The organism is Mycobacterium sp. NPDC050041, from assembly GCF_049541695.1.
Taxonomy (GTDB): Bacteria; Actinomycetota; Actinomycetes; order Mycobacteriales; family Mycobacteriaceae; genus Mycobacterium.
In genome coordinates this window covers 217,564-232,073 of record NZ_JBMVDG010000007.1, presented here as the reverse complement: position 1 = coordinate 232,073, position 14,510 = coordinate 217,564, and the positions used below count along the sequence as shown (strand labels likewise).

General features: G+C 70.9%; 17 protein-coding genes. 12 read left to right on the top strand and 5 right to left on the bottom strand.

The window, feature by feature from the left end; genetic code table 11:
* Positions 1 to 23 precede the first annotated feature (23 nt).
* The 4 genes from ACPCHZ_RS21580 to ACPCHZ_RS21565 are packed head-to-tail and all read left to right on the top strand — an operon-like array spanning position 24 to position 4,922.
* Entirely contained in the window at positions 24 to 911 is an 888-nt protein-coding gene (locus ACPCHZ_RS21580) for an AIM24 family protein (protein WP_423486601.1), read from the top strand.
* Complete coding sequence (locus ACPCHZ_RS21575) at positions 908 to 2,488, top strand: class I adenylate-forming enzyme family protein (protein WP_423486600.1); 1,581 nt, start codon at positions 908 to 910, stop codon at positions 2,486 to 2,488. Before ACPCHZ_RS21580 ends, ACPCHZ_RS21575 begins: the two co-directional genes overlap by 4 nt.
* A gap of 38 nt (positions 2,489 to 2,526) precedes the next feature.
* A complete protein-coding gene (locus tag ACPCHZ_RS21570) occupies positions 2,527 to 2,730 on the top strand; it encodes a cation transporter (RefSeq protein ID WP_423486599.1) in 204 nt (67 codons plus the stop codon).
* On the top strand, positions 2,727 to 4,922 hold the full coding sequence (locus tag ACPCHZ_RS21565; protein WP_423486598.1) for a heavy metal translocating P-type ATPase: 2,196 nt from the start codon (positions 2,727 to 2,729) through the stop codon (positions 4,920 to 4,922). The genes ACPCHZ_RS21570 and ACPCHZ_RS21565 overlap by 4 nt, the downstream gene beginning before the upstream one ends.
* Positions 4,923 to 4,985: 63 nt before the next feature.
* Here the strand turns inward: ACPCHZ_RS21565 and ACPCHZ_RS21560 are convergent, their stop codons facing one another.
* Complete coding sequence (locus tag ACPCHZ_RS21560) at positions 4,986 to 6,113, bottom strand: adenylate/guanylate cyclase domain-containing protein (protein WP_423486597.1); 1,128 nt, start codon at positions 6,111 to 6,113, stop codon at positions 4,986 to 4,988.
* 43 nt (positions 6,114 to 6,156) lie between these two features.
* Here ACPCHZ_RS21560 and ACPCHZ_RS21555 point away from each other — a divergent pair, with 43 nt between their 5' ends.
* Positions 6,157 to 6,648 carry a DNA-deoxyinosine glycosylase gene (locus tag ACPCHZ_RS21555; protein ID WP_423486596.1) on the top strand — a complete coding sequence of 164 codons (492 nt, stop codon included), beginning with the start codon at positions 6,157 to 6,159 and terminating at the stop codon, positions 6,646 to 6,648.
* Positions 6,649 to 6,652: 4 nt separating this feature from the next.
* On the opposite strand, the gene ACPCHZ_RS21550 is transcribed toward ACPCHZ_RS21555, so the two are convergent.
* The gene (locus ACPCHZ_RS21550) at positions 6,653 to 7,480 is read right to left on the bottom strand and encodes a DUF6597 domain-containing transcriptional factor (RefSeq protein ID WP_423486595.1); all 828 of its coding nucleotides are present in this window, start codon (positions 7,478 to 7,480) and stop codon (positions 6,653 to 6,655) included.
* Positions 7,481 to 7,507: 27 nt separating this feature from the next.
* On the opposite strand from ACPCHZ_RS21550, the gene ACPCHZ_RS21545 reads away from it, so the two are divergent.
* The 3 genes from ACPCHZ_RS21545 to ACPCHZ_RS21535 are packed head-to-tail and all read left to right on the top strand — an operon-like array spanning position 7,508 to position 8,896.
* Positions 7,508 to 7,975, top strand: a complete 468-nt coding sequence (locus ACPCHZ_RS21545) for a VOC family protein (protein ID WP_423486594.1) — start codon at positions 7,508 to 7,510, stop codon at positions 7,973 to 7,975.
* A gap of 24 nt (positions 7,976 to 7,999) precedes the next feature.
* Positions 8,000 to 8,437, top strand: coding sequence for an HIT family protein (locus ACPCHZ_RS21540; RefSeq protein WP_364974042.1), 438 nt, complete (start codon positions 8,000 to 8,002; stop codon positions 8,435 to 8,437).
* 9 nt (positions 8,438 to 8,446) lie between these two features.
* Complete coding sequence (locus ACPCHZ_RS21535) at positions 8,447 to 8,896, top strand: nitroreductase family deazaflavin-dependent oxidoreductase (RefSeq protein ID WP_423486687.1); 450 nt, start codon at positions 8,447 to 8,449, stop codon at positions 8,894 to 8,896.
* On the opposite strand, the gene ACPCHZ_RS21530 is transcribed toward ACPCHZ_RS21535, so the two are convergent.
* Together ACPCHZ_RS21530 and ACPCHZ_RS21525 are read right to left on the bottom strand one after the other, a co-directional pair.
* Entirely contained in the window at positions 8,893 to 9,942 is a 1,050-nt protein-coding gene (locus tag ACPCHZ_RS21530) for an LLM class flavin-dependent oxidoreductase (protein WP_423486686.1), read from the bottom strand. The genes ACPCHZ_RS21535 and ACPCHZ_RS21530 overlap by 4 nt on opposite strands.
* Positions 9,943 to 9,990: 48 nt before the next feature.
* Entirely contained in the window at positions 9,991 to 10,824 is an 834-nt protein-coding gene (locus ACPCHZ_RS21525) for a uracil-DNA glycosylase (RefSeq protein WP_423486593.1), read from the bottom strand.
* Between the two features lie 75 nt (positions 10,825 to 10,899).
* Between ACPCHZ_RS21525 and ACPCHZ_RS21520 the strand changes: the two genes are divergently transcribed.
* Positions 10,900 to 12,138 carry an MFS transporter gene (locus ACPCHZ_RS21520; protein ID WP_423486592.1) on the top strand — a complete coding sequence of 413 codons (1,239 nt, stop codon included), beginning with the start codon at positions 10,900 to 10,902 and terminating at the stop codon, positions 12,136 to 12,138.
* Here the strand turns inward: ACPCHZ_RS21520 and ACPCHZ_RS21515 are convergent.
* On the bottom strand, positions 12,135 to 12,779 hold the full coding sequence (locus ACPCHZ_RS21515; RefSeq protein WP_423486591.1) for a winged helix-turn-helix transcriptional regulator: 645 nt from the start codon (positions 12,777 to 12,779) through the stop codon (positions 12,135 to 12,137). The genes ACPCHZ_RS21520 and ACPCHZ_RS21515 overlap by 4 nt on opposite strands.
* 76 nt (positions 12,780 to 12,855) lie before the next feature.
* On the opposite strand from ACPCHZ_RS21515, the gene ACPCHZ_RS21510 reads away from it, so the two are divergent.
* The 3 genes from ACPCHZ_RS21510 to ACPCHZ_RS21500 are packed head-to-tail and all read left to right on the top strand — an operon-like array spanning position 12,856 to position 14,469.
* Complete coding sequence (locus ACPCHZ_RS21510) at positions 12,856 to 13,590, top strand: maleylpyruvate isomerase family mycothiol-dependent enzyme (RefSeq protein ID WP_423486590.1); 735 nt, start codon at positions 12,856 to 12,858, stop codon at positions 13,588 to 13,590.
* A 13-nt stretch (positions 13,591 to 13,603) separates the two neighbouring features.
* Complete coding sequence (locus ACPCHZ_RS21505) at positions 13,604 to 14,083, top strand: DUF3237 domain-containing protein (RefSeq protein ID WP_423486589.1); 480 nt, start codon at positions 13,604 to 13,606, stop codon at positions 14,081 to 14,083.
* Positions 14,080 to 14,469 (top strand): nuclear transport factor 2 family protein, encoded by a 390-nt coding sequence (locus tag ACPCHZ_RS21500; protein ID WP_423486588.1) that lies wholly within the window; start codon positions 14,080 to 14,082, stop codon positions 14,467 to 14,469. Before ACPCHZ_RS21505 ends, ACPCHZ_RS21500 begins: the two co-directional genes overlap by 4 nt.
* Positions 14,470 to 14,510: the final 41 nt, after the last annotated feature.

The window sequence follows — 14,510 nt, the reverse complement described above, 5'->3', positions numbered from 1 at the left end:
AAGGATGCCCTAATGTCGTCACGGTGACTGCGCAATGGCTACCGGACCCCGAAGGCCGCTACCAGTACCGCTGGTTCGACGGACAGAACTGGACCGATCAGGTCTCCCACCAGGGCCAGGTGGGCCGGGCGCCACTCGGCGGCGGCTCCGGCGCGCCACCGGACCAGGGCCAGCAGCCCCAGGCCACCACTCAGGGCGGCCCGCAGTACGGCGGCGCCCAGCAGCAGGCCGGTGACGGCTTCGCGGGCATCACCGGCGATCTGGTCGACGGCCGCTTCAGCGAGAAGGAAGCCAAGCCGATCGGCAACCAGAACACCAAGCTGCTGAGGGTGCGCCTCGGCGAGCCGTTCATGGCCAGGCAGGGCTCGATGGTCGCCTATCAGGGCAACGTCGACTTCGCGTTCGAGGGTGGCGGCGCGTCGAAGTTCATCAAGAAGGCGCTGACCGGTGAGGGCCTGCCGTTGATGCGCTGCCAGGGCCAGGGCGACGTGTTCCTCGCCGAACGGGCCTACGACGTACACCTGTTGAACCTGAACAACTCCGGGCTGTCGATCAGCGGCAAGAACGTGCTCGCCTTCTCGTCCAGTCTGGACTGGAACATCGAGCGCGTCCGCGGCGGCAGCATCGCCACCGGTGGCCTGTTCAACACCACGCTGCGCGGCACCGGCTGGGTGGCGCTCACCACCGACGGCCCCCCGGTGGTGCTCAACGCCGCCGAGGCGCCGACCTTCGCCGACACCAACGCCGTGGTGGCCTGGTCGGCCAATCTGCAGACCCAGTTGAAGACCAGCTTCAAGGCGGCGGCGCTGATCGGCCGCGGCTCGGGCGAAGCGGTGCAGGTGTCGTTCTACGGCCAGGGCTTCGTGATCGTCCAGCCGTCGGAGGGAATCCAGATCCCGACCCAGGCATGACCGCGCCGTGGGACAGCGACGTGGTGGCCGGCCGCTACGGCGGCCACGACGGACTGACGTACCGCCGGTCGCCGTCGACGTTCGGCGAACTCGTCGACGCGACGACGCGCTGGACCGACCGCACCTTCCTGGTGCAGGGCGACCGGCGGATCTCCTTCGAGCAGTTCCGCGCCGCCGTGTCCGCATGCCGGAATACGCTGCGCGACACTGGGATAAAGCCCGGCGACCGGGTGATGGTCTTCGGTTACAACAGCCCGGAATGGGTGCTGGCACTGTGGTCGCTGTGGCTGGCGGGTGCGGTGCCGGTGCTGGCCAACCGCTGGTGGAGCGACGCCGAGATCGACCACGCCGTCGGGCTCGTCCGGCCGCGGCACGTCTTCTCGGACACGCCGCTGACGACCGACGTGCCCGGCAGCGCACTGGTGGAACTGGGTGCGGCGTTCGACGCCACGCCGACCGCCGAACCCGGACCCCTTCCCGAGACCGACGAGGACGGGCCCGCCGCGGTGCTGTTCACCTCGGGAAGCTCGGGGCTGCCGAAAGCCGTTGAGCTCTCCCGCCGTTCGGTGATCGTGAACCAGCACAACATCCTGGGCCGCACGAATCGTTTCCCGCACCTGCTCGACGCCGACTCACCGCAGGCCGTCAGCCTGGCGTGCACGCCGATGTTCCACATCGGCGGAATGTCCAGCCTGCTCACCCATTTCCTGACCGGCGGCCGGATCGTCCTCACCGAAGGCCGCTTCGACCCGAAACAGGTGATGGAGCTCATCGAGCGGGAGCGCGTGCAGATCTGGGGCGCGGTGCCGACCATGGCGGTCAGGGTGCTCGAGCATCCCGACTTCGGCCGCCACGACCTGTCGAGCCTGCGGTCGTGGCCCCTCGGCGGCGCGCCGGTCACCACCGAACTGCTCGACCGGATCAGGGACAGGTTGCCGAATCTGCGGTCGCGGGGGCTGAGCAACACCTGGGGCATGACCGAGGCCGGCGGATTCCTCACGGTCGCCGACGGCCGCGACCTGCTCGACCATCCCGGCACCGTCGGGCGGCCCTACCCGGTGGTCGAGCTGAAGATCGCCGAGCCGGACGCCGACGGCACCGGCGAGGTGCTGACCCGCTCCCCCACGGTGATGCGCGGATACCTGCGCGGCGGCTCCGCTGACGCCGCGGGAGACGTGGACGCCGACGGCTGGCTGCACACCGGCGACCTCGGCCATCTGAACCCCGACGGATATCTGTTCATCGACGGCCGCAGCAAGGACGTCGTCATCCGCGGCGGTGAGAACATCGCATGCCCACACGTCGAAGCGGCTCTGGCGACGCACCCCGACGTGATCGAGGTCGCCGCGCTCGGAGTGCCCCACCATGAACTGGGCGAGGAGCTGGCCGCGGTGGTGGTGTACCGGACCGAGGCGCCGCCGCCCACCGAGGAGGAGATGCGTCGCCACCTCGACGGGGTGGTCTCCTACTTCGCGATCCCGACGCGGTGGCGCATCCGCACCGAACCGCTGCCGACCCTCGCCGGCGAGAAGGTCGACAAGAAGAGGCTGCTGCAGGAGTTCCTGACCGGGACGTAGCCCGCCACCCATACCCCCCATGGGTATATACTCGGGGCATGGGTATGACGCTGAACGTCCGCGGGATGAGCTGTGGCCACTGCGTGGCGGCGATCACCTCGGCCGTATCGCCGCTTCCGGGCGTCACCGAAGTCACGGTCGACCTCGAACGCGGACTGGTCACGGTGGACGGGACTGCGGACGGGGCGTCGGTGGTGGCCGCCATCGAGGACACCGGCTACGACGTCGACCGCGCGGCATGACTGCTGTCACCCTCGCCGTCGGCGGGATGACCTGCGCGTCGTGCGCCGCACGGGTCGAGAAGCGGCTCAACCGGATCGACGGTGTGTCCGCGACCGTGAACTTCGCCACCGAGCAGGCCACCGTCGAGTACCCGGACACCGTCAGCGCGGACGACCTCGTCGCCGCCGTCGAGGCCACCGGCTACACGGCGAGCCTGCCCCGCACCGCCACCGACGACCCGGCGCGCGACGACGAGGCGACCGGGTGGCGACGGCGCCTGGTCGCGTCCGCCCTGCTGACCGTTCCGGTGGTGCTGTTGTCGATGGTGCCCGCATGGCAGTTCGACTACTGGCAGTGGCTGGCCCTGGCACTCGCCACCCCGGTCGCGGTGTGGGGGGCGTGGCCGTTTCACCGCGCGGCGTTGGCGAATCTGCGGCACGGTGCGGCGACCATGGACACCCTGATCTCGGTCGGGGTGTCCGCGGCCTACGGGTGGTCGGTGTGGGCGCTGGCCTTCACCCACGCAGGCACGCCGGGGATGCGGATGTCGTTCGACCTGCTGCCGTCGGGCGCCTTCGAACCGCACCTCTACCTCGAGGTCGCGGCCGCGGTGACGACGTTCATCCTGGCCGGCCGCTACGTCGAGGCGCGCGCGAAGAAACAGTCCGGCGCGGCGTTGCGGGCGCTGCTCGACATGGGCGCCAAGGACGTCGCCGTACTGCGCAACGGGCAGGAGGTGCGGCTGCCGGTCGACCGTCTGACCGTCGGCGACGAGTTCGTGGTGCGCCCCGGCGAGAAGATCGCCACCGACGGCGTGGTCGTGTCGGGCTCCTCGGCCGTCGACGCCTCGATGCTGACCGGAGAGCCGGTGCCGGTGGAGGTGGCGCCCGGTGACGCGGTGGTCGGGGCGACGGTCAATGCGGGCGGCCGCCTGCAGGTGCGCGCCACCCGCGTCGGCGCGGACACCCAACTCGCGCAGATGGCACGCCTGGTCGCCGAGGCGCAGAGCGGCAAGGCCGACGTGCAGCGGCTGGCCGACCGGGTGTCAGCGGTGTTCGTCCCGGTGGTCCTGGCCGTCGCGGCGCTCACGCTGGCGGGCTGGCTGCTCGCCGGCGCCGCCGCGGGAGCGGCATTCACCGCCGCAGTGGCGGTGCTGATCATCGCCTGCCCGTGCGCGCTGGGGCTGGCGACGCCGACCGCGCTGCTGGTCGGGACGGGCCGCGGCGCCCAGCTGGGCATCCTGATCAAGGGCCCGCAGATCCTCGAGTCGACGCGGCGGGTCGACACGGTCGTGCTGGACAAGACCGGCACCGTGACGACCGGCCGGATGGCGGTGGCCGCGGTGCACCCCGCCGACGGTTCGACAGTGGCCGAGCTGATGCGACTCGTCGGCGCCGTGGAGGACGCGTCGGAGCATCCGATCGCCCGGGCGGTGGCGGCGACCGCCGCCGAGGCGGGTCCGCTCCCGGCGGTGACGGAGTTCGCGAACCACGGCGGCAGCGGTGTCACCGGTGTCGTCGAAGGCCGGACGGTGGCCGTCGGGCGGCTCGGCTGGCTGGCCGCCGACGCGCCGCCGGGACTCCTCGACGCCGCGGGCGCCGCGGAGGCCGAGGGTCGAACGCCGGTGTGGGCCGCGGTCGACGGCCGCGTCGCCGGGGTGGTCGTCGTGTCCGACAGCGTCAAGGAATCTGCGGCGCAGGCGATCTCGCAACTCACGGACCTGGGTCTTACGCCGGTGCTGCTGACCGGTGACAACAGCCGCGCCGCCGAGGCGGTGGCTGCTCAGGTCGGCATCGACGAGGTGATCGCCGACGTGCTGCCCGCCGACAAGGTCGACGTCGTCAAGCGCCTGCAGGCCGAGGGCAGAACGGTGGCCATGGTGGGCGACGGCGTAAACGACGCCGCGGCCCTGGCTCAGGCCGACCTCGGGCTGGCCATGGGCACCGGCACCGACGTCGCGATCGAGGCGTCCGACCTCACCCTCGTCACCGGCGACCTGCGTGCCGCAGCCGATGCGATCCGGTTGGCCCGCAGCACTTTACGCACTATCAAGGGCAACCTGTTCTGGGCGTTCGCCTACAACGTGGCCGCGTTGCCGCTGGCCGCGCTCGGCCTGCTCAACCCACTGATCGCCGGCGCAGCGATGGCGTTCAGCTCGGTGTTCGTGGTGACCAACAGCCTGCGACTGCGGGGCTTCACGCCGCTGCGGTGAGTCCGCCTGCGCCAGTGTGACTCTCACGACGATTTCGGGCCGAATCCGTCGTCACGTTCACACTCACGGGGCATCGCCCGCCGCGCGGCGGGCGCGGAAGAGCTTGACCTCGTCCTTGATGCCCTTGAGATGCCGGCCGCCGGCGAAGGACCAGGCGAATGCGCCGTCGTCGCCGATCGCATCGCGGGTCGATTCGGCGGCCAGCACCGCGCCGGGGCGGGCGGTGCTCGTCACCCGGCTCGCGAGGTTCACCGAACTGCCGAACCAGTCCCCCGCACGGCTGACCGCCGGACCGGTCGCCAGACCGACCCGCAGGGACGGCAGGTCGTCGTCGGATTCGGTGGCGTCGACCAGATCCAGCACCGCCTCCAGCAACGCCGCCGCCGACGTGCTGACCAGCATCACCTCGTCACCGATCGTCTTGATGAACCGCACCGGCGGCACCGCGACGTCGCGGGCGAGGTCGGCCAGCCGGTTCGCCAACCGCTCGAGGTCCTCGGGCGGCACCGCCTCGCCCAACCGGGTGAAGCCGACGAGGTCGGCGAAAGCGACGGTGACCACCCGGGCACCCGGCAGCGGTCGTCCCTCGGCCCGCTCGCTGGCGCTGACCCCCTCGGTCTCCATCGTGTGCCGCAACTGCAGCATCAGCATGTCCTGGATCATCGGCCCGAGCAGCGGTGCGATCTCGCGGGTCAGCGCCTCGGATCCCTTGGCGATGTCCAGTTCCGTCGCACCGGGTTTGAGCACCGCGGCCAGCGCGACCGCCCGCATCACCTCGGCGGCCCGCGAGAGTCCCTCTGACAGCTGCCGCACGGTGATGACGATCTGCTCCGGCGTGAGGCCGAGGTCGATGAACCGCTGGGCATGCGCGGCGGCTTCGGCGTCGGCACGCATGTGCACGGCGGCATCCGGATCGTCGACCCGCGGCAGACTCATCGCGCGCTGCACCTGTTGCAACAGCTCGAGGTCGATCCCGAACTTCTCGCTGGTCTCCCGCGCCGACACGTACGTGCCGTCGTCGCCGATGAACCGGCGCGACGCCAGCACCGTCGGCGCGGAGGCGTCGGCGATCTCGGCCACCGTGATGCCGCGTCCGAGCAGCCACTCGATCAGTTCCGCACGTTCGGCCCGGGCTCTGCCCTCAAGTCCCTCGAGCAGCCCCGAGGCTTCGATGTCCACCTCGTCGGCCACCCGGCCAACGTATACCGCCGGTCCGGCTTGCTATACAGCACACATGACCACACCGGTGTCGCACGGCTTCCCGCCGCTGGTCGGTGCACGCCCGCGGCTTCTGGTGCTCGGCAACATGCCGAGCGTGCTGTCGCTCGGGGCACAGCAGTACTACGCGAATCCACGCAACGCGTTCTGGCGCATCGCCGCGGACCTCTTCGGGTTCGACGCCGACGCCGGATACGACGAGCGGGTGGCCGCCCTGCTGGGTCACGGCGTCGCCGTGTGGGACGTGCTGCGCTCCTGCCGCCGGGCGGGCAGCCTGGACTCCGCCGTCGAACGGACGAGCATGGTGGCCAACGACTTCCCGGCGTTCTTCGCCGGGCAGCCGTCGATCTCGCGGGTGGTGTTCAACGGCGCCGCGGCCGAACAGAACTTCCAGCGGCTGGTGACGGCACCGCCGGACCTGTCCTACGTGCGGGCACCGTCGACCAGCCCCGCCCAGACGATGCGCTACGCCGACAAGCTGGCGGCGTGGCGGCGGGCGGTCGGCTGACCCGTCATCCGCCGTACCGTGATGCGTACTCGCCCGGGGTGCAGCCGAGCATCGAGCGGAAGTCGTTGATGAAGTGCGCCTGGTCGTACCACCCGAGTTGGACGGCGAGGTCGGCGAAGTCGACGCCACGCCGGGTCTCGATCTCCAGTGCCGCCTGCTGCAACCGGTACCGGCACAACACCCACTTCACCGGGACCCCGACGTAACGGCGGAACACCCGCTGCGTGGTCCTGGCGCTCCACGGCGACTCCGTCATCACCTGCTCGACGCGATGCAACCGGGCGTCGTCACGGATCCTGTCCACCAGGTCGCACAGCGCGCCGAACGTCGGATCCACCGGACCGGGGTGCGCGGCGATCACCTGGTCGAGACGACGGCCCGCCTCAGCCACGTCATCCACGAGATCCAGTGCGGCACCGGCCAACTCGCGCACCGGCTGAACCCGGCCGGTGAGTGTCGCGGCGTCGCCGCCGAACCGGGCGACGAAGCCACCCGGGCGGAATCGCGCCCCCACCACCGCACCCGACTCGGCGATCGTCACCTGGAACACGTGGTCAACCACGCCGTGCAGAAGCGTGGCAGGCAGCGGGTGCCCGTGCCGGGCGCCGTCGGTGCCCCACTCGCGGGTGAGGTGCATCGACGGGAAGGTGATCACCGTGCTGTCGAAGGACGGACGACCGCGCAGGTCCCAGGTGACCGACCAGAAGTGCTCGACGAACCGGGCGGCGCCGTCCGACGGGGCCCAGCGGTGCAGATCGAACGCCGACGCGGACGCCGCCCGCCCGACCAACCCGCGGATCGGGGTCGCTGGCGTGTTTTTCCAAGCGCCCATGTCCACCAACCTACGAAACTCGACGCCATGAGCGTCCAACCCATTCCGGAGGGCTACACCAGCCTGACCCCGTTCCTGGTGATCGACGGCGCCGCGAAGGCGATCGACTTCTACGTCGACGTGTTCGGCGCCGCGATCGTCGAGAAGATGGACGGCCCCGACGGCACCGTCCCGCACGCCGAGCTGGACTTCGGCAACGGCCGGCTGCAGCTGGGCGACCCGAACCCCGAATACCAGCTCGAGGCGCCGCCGCGTTCGGAGTCCGTCACCCATTCACTCGTGCTGTACTGCGCCGACGCCGACGGGGTCGTCGCGCGCGCCGAGGCCGCAGGCGCGACGATCCGCGAACCGATCCAGACCTTCGTCACCGGCGACCGCTTCGCGTCCATCCTCGATCCGTTCGGTCAGCGGTGGGCGGTGATGACCCGCGTCGAGGACGTCTCGGCCGAGGAGCGCGACCGGCGGCTGGCCGAGTGGGCCAAGGACAACATCTGACCGTCCCCCGCTAGCGTGGGCGGGATGTCCTGTGTGTTCTGCGCCATCGTGGCCGGCGAGGCCCCCGCCATCCGCATCTACGAGGACGACGACTACCTGGCGATCCTCGACATCCGCCCCTTCACCCGCGGTCACACCCTGGTGTTTCCCAAGCGCCACCTGGTGGACCTGACCGACACGCCGCCGCAGACCGTCGCCGACATGGCGACCATCGGTCAGCGCATCGCCAGGGCGGCGCGCGCCTCCGGATTGCACGCCGACGGCAACAACATCGCCATCAACGACGGCAAGGCCGCCTTCCAGAGCGTGTTCCACATCCACCTGCACGTGCTGCCCCGCCGCGACGGCGACAAGCTGTCGTTCGCCAAGGGCATGCTGCTGCGCCGCGACCCGGACCGGGAAGAGAGCGGCCGTCTTCTGCGCGAAGCGCTGGAACAACTCGACTCGGCGGGGCAGGATTGAGCCATGGGCATGCCGTGGTGGGAAAAGAACATCGGATACCGGCTACTGCTGCTGCACGACAAGCTCTACAAGGCCACCAACGGCCGCGTCGGGCACACCATCCCGGGTGGCCCGTCGAACCTGCTGTTGCACACCATCGGCGCGAAGACCGGCCAGCAGCGGGCCAACACCCTGAGCTACGCACGCGACGGTGACGACTACCTGGTTGTCGCGTCGATGGGTGGCGAACCGCGGGCGCCGGGCTGGTACCACAACCTCAAGGCGAACCCCGACGTCGAGATCAACGTCGGACCCAAGCGGATTCCGGCAACCGCCCGCGCCGTCTTCCCCGACGATCCCGAGTTCACCCGGCTGTGGCCGATCGTCAACAACATGAAGGGCAACAAGGACCGCTACATCGGCTACCAGAAGCGGACCACCCGGCCGATCCCGGTGGTCGTGCTGACGCCGCGCGGCTAGAAGAGTTCCTTCGCCAGCAGTTCGAGCGTCGTGTCCCGGCCCGGCGCGCTCGCGGGGTCGGTGCCGCGACGGGCCGAGGCCACCGGGTTGACCATCACCTCGTCGACGCCGAACTCCTTGGCCAGCGCGCGGACCTGGTCGGCCGCCTCGGTGGGTGACCCCACCACCGCGCGGGCCAGTCCGTGGTCCACCACCGCCTGCTCGCGGGGGCCGAACCGGATCTGCTCGGCGTCCTCGACCAGTTCCAGCGGACCCAGCGGTTGCCCGGTACGCAGCCGCGCCATCATGTGCAGATTCGGCAGCAGCAGCGCCATCGCCTCGTCGCGGGTCTCGGCGACCGAGGCGTTGACGGTCAGGAACGTCACCGGTTCGGCCGCCAGCTCGCTGGGCCGGAACTCCGAGCGGTAGGCCGCCAGCGCCTCCTTGGTCCCCTGGCCGGAGAAATGGTGGGCGAATACGTAGGGCAAGCCCTTGGCCGCCGCCAGATGCGCCGAGTACATCGACGAGCCGAGAAGCCACAGCCGCGGCTCGCTGGCCGCCGCGGGCGTCGCCTTGAGCACGTAGTTCTCCCGCATCAGGTCACGCGGCAGCGGCACCCGCACCCCGCGCGCACCCATCAGCGCGACGACGTCGTCGAGGTACTGCGGGAACGCCTCGATGTCGCGGTCGTCCCGCCCGGCGGCGCCGCGCAACGCCATCGACGTCACCGGATCGGATCCCGGCGCCCGCCCGATGCCCAGGTCGATGCGGCCGGGGTGGGCGGCTTCGAGCAGCGCGAACTGCTCGGCCACTGCCAGCGGCGCGTGGTTGGGCAGCATCACCCCGCCCGAGCCCAGCCGGACCCGCTGCGTCTGCGCGGCGAGGTGCGCGATCACCACCGGCGGGCTGGTGGCCGCGACGGCGGGCATGTTGTGGTGCTCGGCGATCCAGTAGCGGGTGTATCCGAGCTGGTCGGCGGTCTGCGCGAGGTGGGTGGTGGCCGCGAGCGCGTCCGACGTGGTCTGGTCGGTGCGCACCGGTACGAGGTCGAGTACGGAGAGCTGCACCCGAAATTCAACGCGCCGCGACACCCGGATAGTCCTTCGGTGTGAACATCACAGTCCCGCCTCCTGTTTCGCCAGGGTGAAAACGTCGTCCATCATGGCCGGAGTGAGCCTGCCGGTGAACGTGTTCTGCTGGCTGGGGTGGTAGCAGCCGATGAGCGCGAGCGGGCCGTGCGGGGTCGTCAGCCGGGCGGTGACGGCATGCCCGAACGCCGGCGCGGGGGTGGCGACGGTGCCGCCGCCGGTGCGCACCATCTGCAGTGCCGCCCGCCACGCGAACCCGCCGAGCGCGACGACGACGCGCACATCGGCGCTCACCAGCCGCCACTCGGCGTCCAGCCACGGCGCACACGCCGACCGCTCCGCGGGGGTCGGCGCATTGCCGGGCGGGGCGCAGCGCACCGCGGCCGCCATCCGGGTGTGCAGGAGCGTCAGCCCGTCGGCGGCGTCCACCGACGTCGCCTGATTCGCCAGCCCGGTGCGGTGCAGCGCGGCGAACAGGAAGTCACCGGACCGGTCCCCGGTGAACACCCGGCCGGTGCGGTTGCCGCCCTGTGCGGCGGGGGCCAGGCCGACGACCATGATGGCCGGCCGCGCCGCACCCCAGCCGGTGATCGGCCTGCCCCAGTACGGCTCGCCGGCGAACGACTTGCGCTTGGTGACGGCCACCTCCTCGCGCCATTCGACAAGCCGCGGGCAGGCCCGGCACACCGACACGACGGCGTCGAGCTCGTCGAGCGTCCCGGTCGCCGCGGCCATCGCCACCACCTGCGCAGGGGACGACGCCACCGCGATGTGCGTGGTCGCCGGATCACCGGGCCACCCCGAGCCGGGTGGCACCGGGGAGCCGAAGAGCGCTCCGGTACGTGGATGGGGCAGTGGCACGACTCCACTGTGCCCGAGCCGGAAAACCCGTCGCCGCGGCGGTGCCCGCGCTGCTAGATTCGGCCGCGATACCCCATGATCACCACTTCGCGCGGTCCGCTCCACCTCATCCTGTTCGCGGCGCTGACCGCCGGTGCGGGTAACGGCATCTCGATGGTCGCCTTCCCGTGGCTGGTGTTGCAGCGCAACGGTTCTGCGGTGGACGCCTCGATCGTCGCGATGGCGGGGACGCTGCCGCTGCTGGTCGCCACGCTGATCGCGGGCGCCGCGGTGGACTACCTCGGCCGGCGCAGGGTGTCGATGATCTCCGATGCGCTGTCGGCGATCTCGGTCGCCGCCGTGCCGATACTCGCCCTGTCGTTCGGCGTCGAGGTGATCAACGTCGGCGTGCTGGCGGGCCTCGCCGCCCTCGGGGCGTTCTTCGACCCCGCAGGCTTGACCGCCCGCGAGACGATGCTGCCCGAGGCCGCACACCGGGCGGGCTGGACGCTGGACCGCGCCAACAGTGTCTACGAAGCGGCGTTCAACCTGGCCTACATCGTCGGCCCGGGCATCGGCGGACTGCTGATCGCCACACTCGGCGGGGTCAACACCATGTGGGTGACGGCCGGGGCGTTCCTGCTGTCGATCGCCGCGATCACGGTGTTGCGGCTCGAAGGTGCGGGCACGCCCGACCGGGCCGAGCTGCCCGAGGGCGTGTGGGCGGGAATCGTCGAGGGACTCAAGTTCGTGTGGCACACACCGGTGCTGCGCACGCTGGCGTTCGTCGACCTCGCCGCCACCGGGCTGTACATGCCGATGGAGAGCGTGCTGTTCCCCAAGTACTTCACCGATCGCGACGAGCCGGCCCAGCTGGGCTGGGTGCTGATGGCGTTGAGCATCGGCGGGCTGATCGGCGCGCTTGGCTACGCGGTGCTGTCCCGGCACATGTCCCGGCGCGCGGTGATGCTCACCGCGCTGCTCACGCTCGGCGTGGCGATGACGGTGATCGCCTTCCTGCCCCCGTTGCCGATCATCCTGGTGCTGTCGGCGATCGTCGGTTTCGTCTACGGGCCGATCGCCCCGATCTACAACTACGTCATGCAGACCAGGGCGCCGCAGCACCTGCGCGGCCGGGTGGTCGGCGTGATGGGGTCGCTGGCCTATGCCGCAGGACCACTCGGACTGATCCTGGCCGGACCGCTGGCCGATTCGGCGGGCCTGCACATCACGTTCCTGGCGCTGTCGGTGCCGATGCTGCTGCTCGGCGTTGCGGCGGTGTTCCTGCCCGCGCTGCGCGAGCTGGACCGGGCGCCGGTCGCCGGTCGAGGCTAGACCCGCTGCGGCAGCAGCAGTTTGGCGAACCGGCGGACCGCGGCGGGCTCTCCGCCGATGTGCAGGCGGCCCGCCGACATCAGCCCAGGCACCTGGTCGGGGTCCAGCGCGGCGCCCAGCACCTCGATGTCTCCGGTCAGCATGACGTCGGCGACGGTGTCGTCGGGTTCCTCCTCGACCGTCTCGGCGGTGATGCGCATCGTGGTGCCGCCCTGGGGCGTGGCGAGACGCACGACGAGGTCGGGGCCGCCGCGGTCCGGCCGCAGGTAGGCGCGCAGCGCGCGGGCCAGCCACTGCGGGCGCACCACCGCCCTCGGTTCGCGGGTGGCGAGCAGCGGGCGGCCCCACCGCGCCAGCGCGTCGATCACGTCTTCGAGTGCCCGCCCGTGGTCGGTGAGTTCGTAGACGCTGCCCGACGCCGGCTTCGGGAGTTCCCGCTTGACCACCAGCCCGTGCCGTTCGAGATCGCGCAGCCGCCCGGCCAGCATGTCGGTGGCGATCGGCGCCAGCCCGCTGAGCAGATCGCCGTAACGCTGTGGGCGGTCGAGGAGTTCGCGCACGATCAGCAGCGTCCAGCGGTCGCCGACGACGTCGAGGCTTTTGGCCACGGCGCAGTGCTGGCCGTAGGAGCGATTGGGCACCCGGTCATCCTACCCGCAACTTGACTTGTCCAAGCACATACTTGTTTTTTCCAAGCAATATGGTTACGTTGCAGAAATGCACTCGCTGCTCCCCCTCGCCGACGCCGTCGCCGCAGAGGCCCTCGCCTTCGCCGACCGGTTGGACACCGTGCACCCGGACGGACGAGGCGCGCCCACGCCGTGCGCCGACTGGACGATCGACGACCTCGCCACCCATGTCGCGGTCGGCGTCGTCCGTGACGCCGAGGCGTTTCACCGGGCCCGCTTCGGCGTCCCGTCACCGCCGGGCGAGGTGATGCTGGGTGGCGCCGACCCTGCCCTGGTCGTCCGCGCCGCCGTGGAGCACCTCGTCGGCGCGATCACCCGGGGTCCGCAGACGTGGCCGACCATCCCGCTGCCCTTCGGCCCCTACCCCGTCACCGCCGCGCTGCGGAGCCTGATCGTCGAATTCGGGGTGCACCGCAACGATCTCGAGATCGCGACGGGGCGCGGCATCATGCCGTTCTCCGACGCCACGCGCACCGCGCTGTTCGGCTTCGGCGAGCACTACCTGCTGCGGCAGGCGGCACCGCTCGAGGCGTCGGCGTGCGCCTTCACGCTGGCCGCACCGTCGGCGACGCTGTCGGTCACCTGGACCGGCGACCGCTGGATCCGCGGGGCCGACGCCGCAAGGGAGTGCCGGATTGCCGGGTCCGACGACGCGGTCGCCCGGTTGATGCTGCGCCGGCTCGACATCACCGACCCGCGGATCGACCTCCTCGACCCGCACCACCTGGCACCGCTGTTCCCCTCCGCCATTACACCCCTGTGACGAAAGGCTCGCCATGACAACCGCTCTCACCGATATCGACATCGCCCCCACGCTGGAACACCTGCTGGACATCCGGATCGGGTTCGATCCCGTCCAGATCTTCGACACCCCGGTCGGCACCCGCTTCACCTACGTGGTCCGGCACGGCCGCTGCGAGGGCCCACGCATCGCCGGCGACATCCTGCCCGGCGGCGGCGACTGGATCCTCTTCGGCAGCGACCGCGTCGCCCGCCTCGACGTGCGCGCCACCATGCGCACCGACGACGGTGCGCTCATCCACCTCACGTGCACCGGACGGGTGCAGATGCCGCCAGAGGCCGCCACGAGATTCGCCGCGGGCGAACTGATCCGGCACGACGAGATGGTGGCGCACTCGACCCCGCTGTTCGACACCGACGACGAGCGCTACCGGTGGATCAACGCCGTCCACACGGTCGCGATCAACCAGGCCTCTCTCAGCGAGGTGCACTACCGGGTGTTCGAGGTCCGATGAGCGCGCCGCAGTCACTCGCCGAGCTGTACGACGAATACGTCGCCGCGTGGGCCGCCCGTGATCCGGACGCCATCGTGGCGCTGCACGCCGAGCAGACCCGGTTCTGGCTGCACCACGGCAGGCCCGCGGTGGACGGCCGCCCCGCGGTGCGGGCCGCGTTCGCGGACATGTTCGCCGCGCTGCCGGACTTCGGCTTCGTCGTGCACCGCACCGAGTTCGGACCGCGGCACTGGGTGCTGGACTGGACGTTGACGTGCTCGGGACCCGACGGTCGCCCGGCCCGCTGGGACTGCATGGACCTCGTCACCGTCACCGACGACTGGCGGGTCGCCCGCAAGGACACGTTCGTCGACGGTGTGCAGTTCGCCGCGGCCCTGGCCCGCTGAATGTGCGTTTACCGTGACCACCGAAGCGGGTAGCCACCCGA

Excerpts from the sequence above, each read along its gene's own strand:
- ACPCHZ_RS21575 (WP_423486600.1), top strand. The coding sequence starts at position 908 with ATGACCGCGCCGTGGGACAGCGACGTGGTGGCCGGCCGCTACGGCGGC.
- ACPCHZ_RS21570 (WP_423486599.1), top strand. The coding sequence starts at position 2,527 with ATGGGTATGACGCTGAACGTCCGCGGGATGAGCTGTGGCCACTGCGTG.
- ACPCHZ_RS21565 (WP_423486598.1), top strand. The coding sequence starts at position 2,727 with ATGACTGCTGTCACCCTCGCCGTCGGCGGGATGACCTGCGCGTCGTGC.
- ACPCHZ_RS21555 (WP_423486596.1), top strand. The coding sequence starts at position 6,157 with ATGACCACACCGGTGTCGCACGGCTTCCCGCCGCTGGTCGGTGCACGC.
- ACPCHZ_RS21550 (WP_423486595.1), bottom strand. The coding sequence starts at position 7,480 with ATGGGCGCTTGGAAAAACACGCCAGCGACCCCGATCCGCGGGTTGGTC.
- ACPCHZ_RS21545 (WP_423486594.1), top strand. The coding sequence starts at position 7,508 with ATGAGCGTCCAACCCATTCCGGAGGGCTACACCAGCCTGACCCCGTTC.
- ACPCHZ_RS21540 (WP_364974042.1), top strand. The coding sequence starts at position 8,000 with ATGTCCTGTGTGTTCTGCGCCATCGTGGCCGGCGAGGCCCCCGCCATC.
- ACPCHZ_RS21535 (WP_423486687.1), top strand. The coding sequence starts at position 8,447 with ATGCCGTGGTGGGAAAAGAACATCGGATACCGGCTACTGCTGCTGCAC.
- ACPCHZ_RS21520 (WP_423486592.1), top strand. The coding sequence starts at position 10,900 with ATGATCACCACTTCGCGCGGTCCGCTCCACCTCATCCTGTTCGCGGCG.
- ACPCHZ_RS21510 (WP_423486590.1), top strand. The coding sequence starts at position 12,856 with ATGCACTCGCTGCTCCCCCTCGCCGACGCCGTCGCCGCAGAGGCCCTC.
- ACPCHZ_RS21505 (WP_423486589.1), top strand. The coding sequence starts at position 13,604 with ATGACAACCGCTCTCACCGATATCGACATCGCCCCCACGCTGGAACAC.
- ACPCHZ_RS21500 (WP_423486588.1), top strand. The coding sequence starts at position 14,080 with ATGAGCGCGCCGCAGTCACTCGCCGAGCTGTACGACGAATACGTCGCC.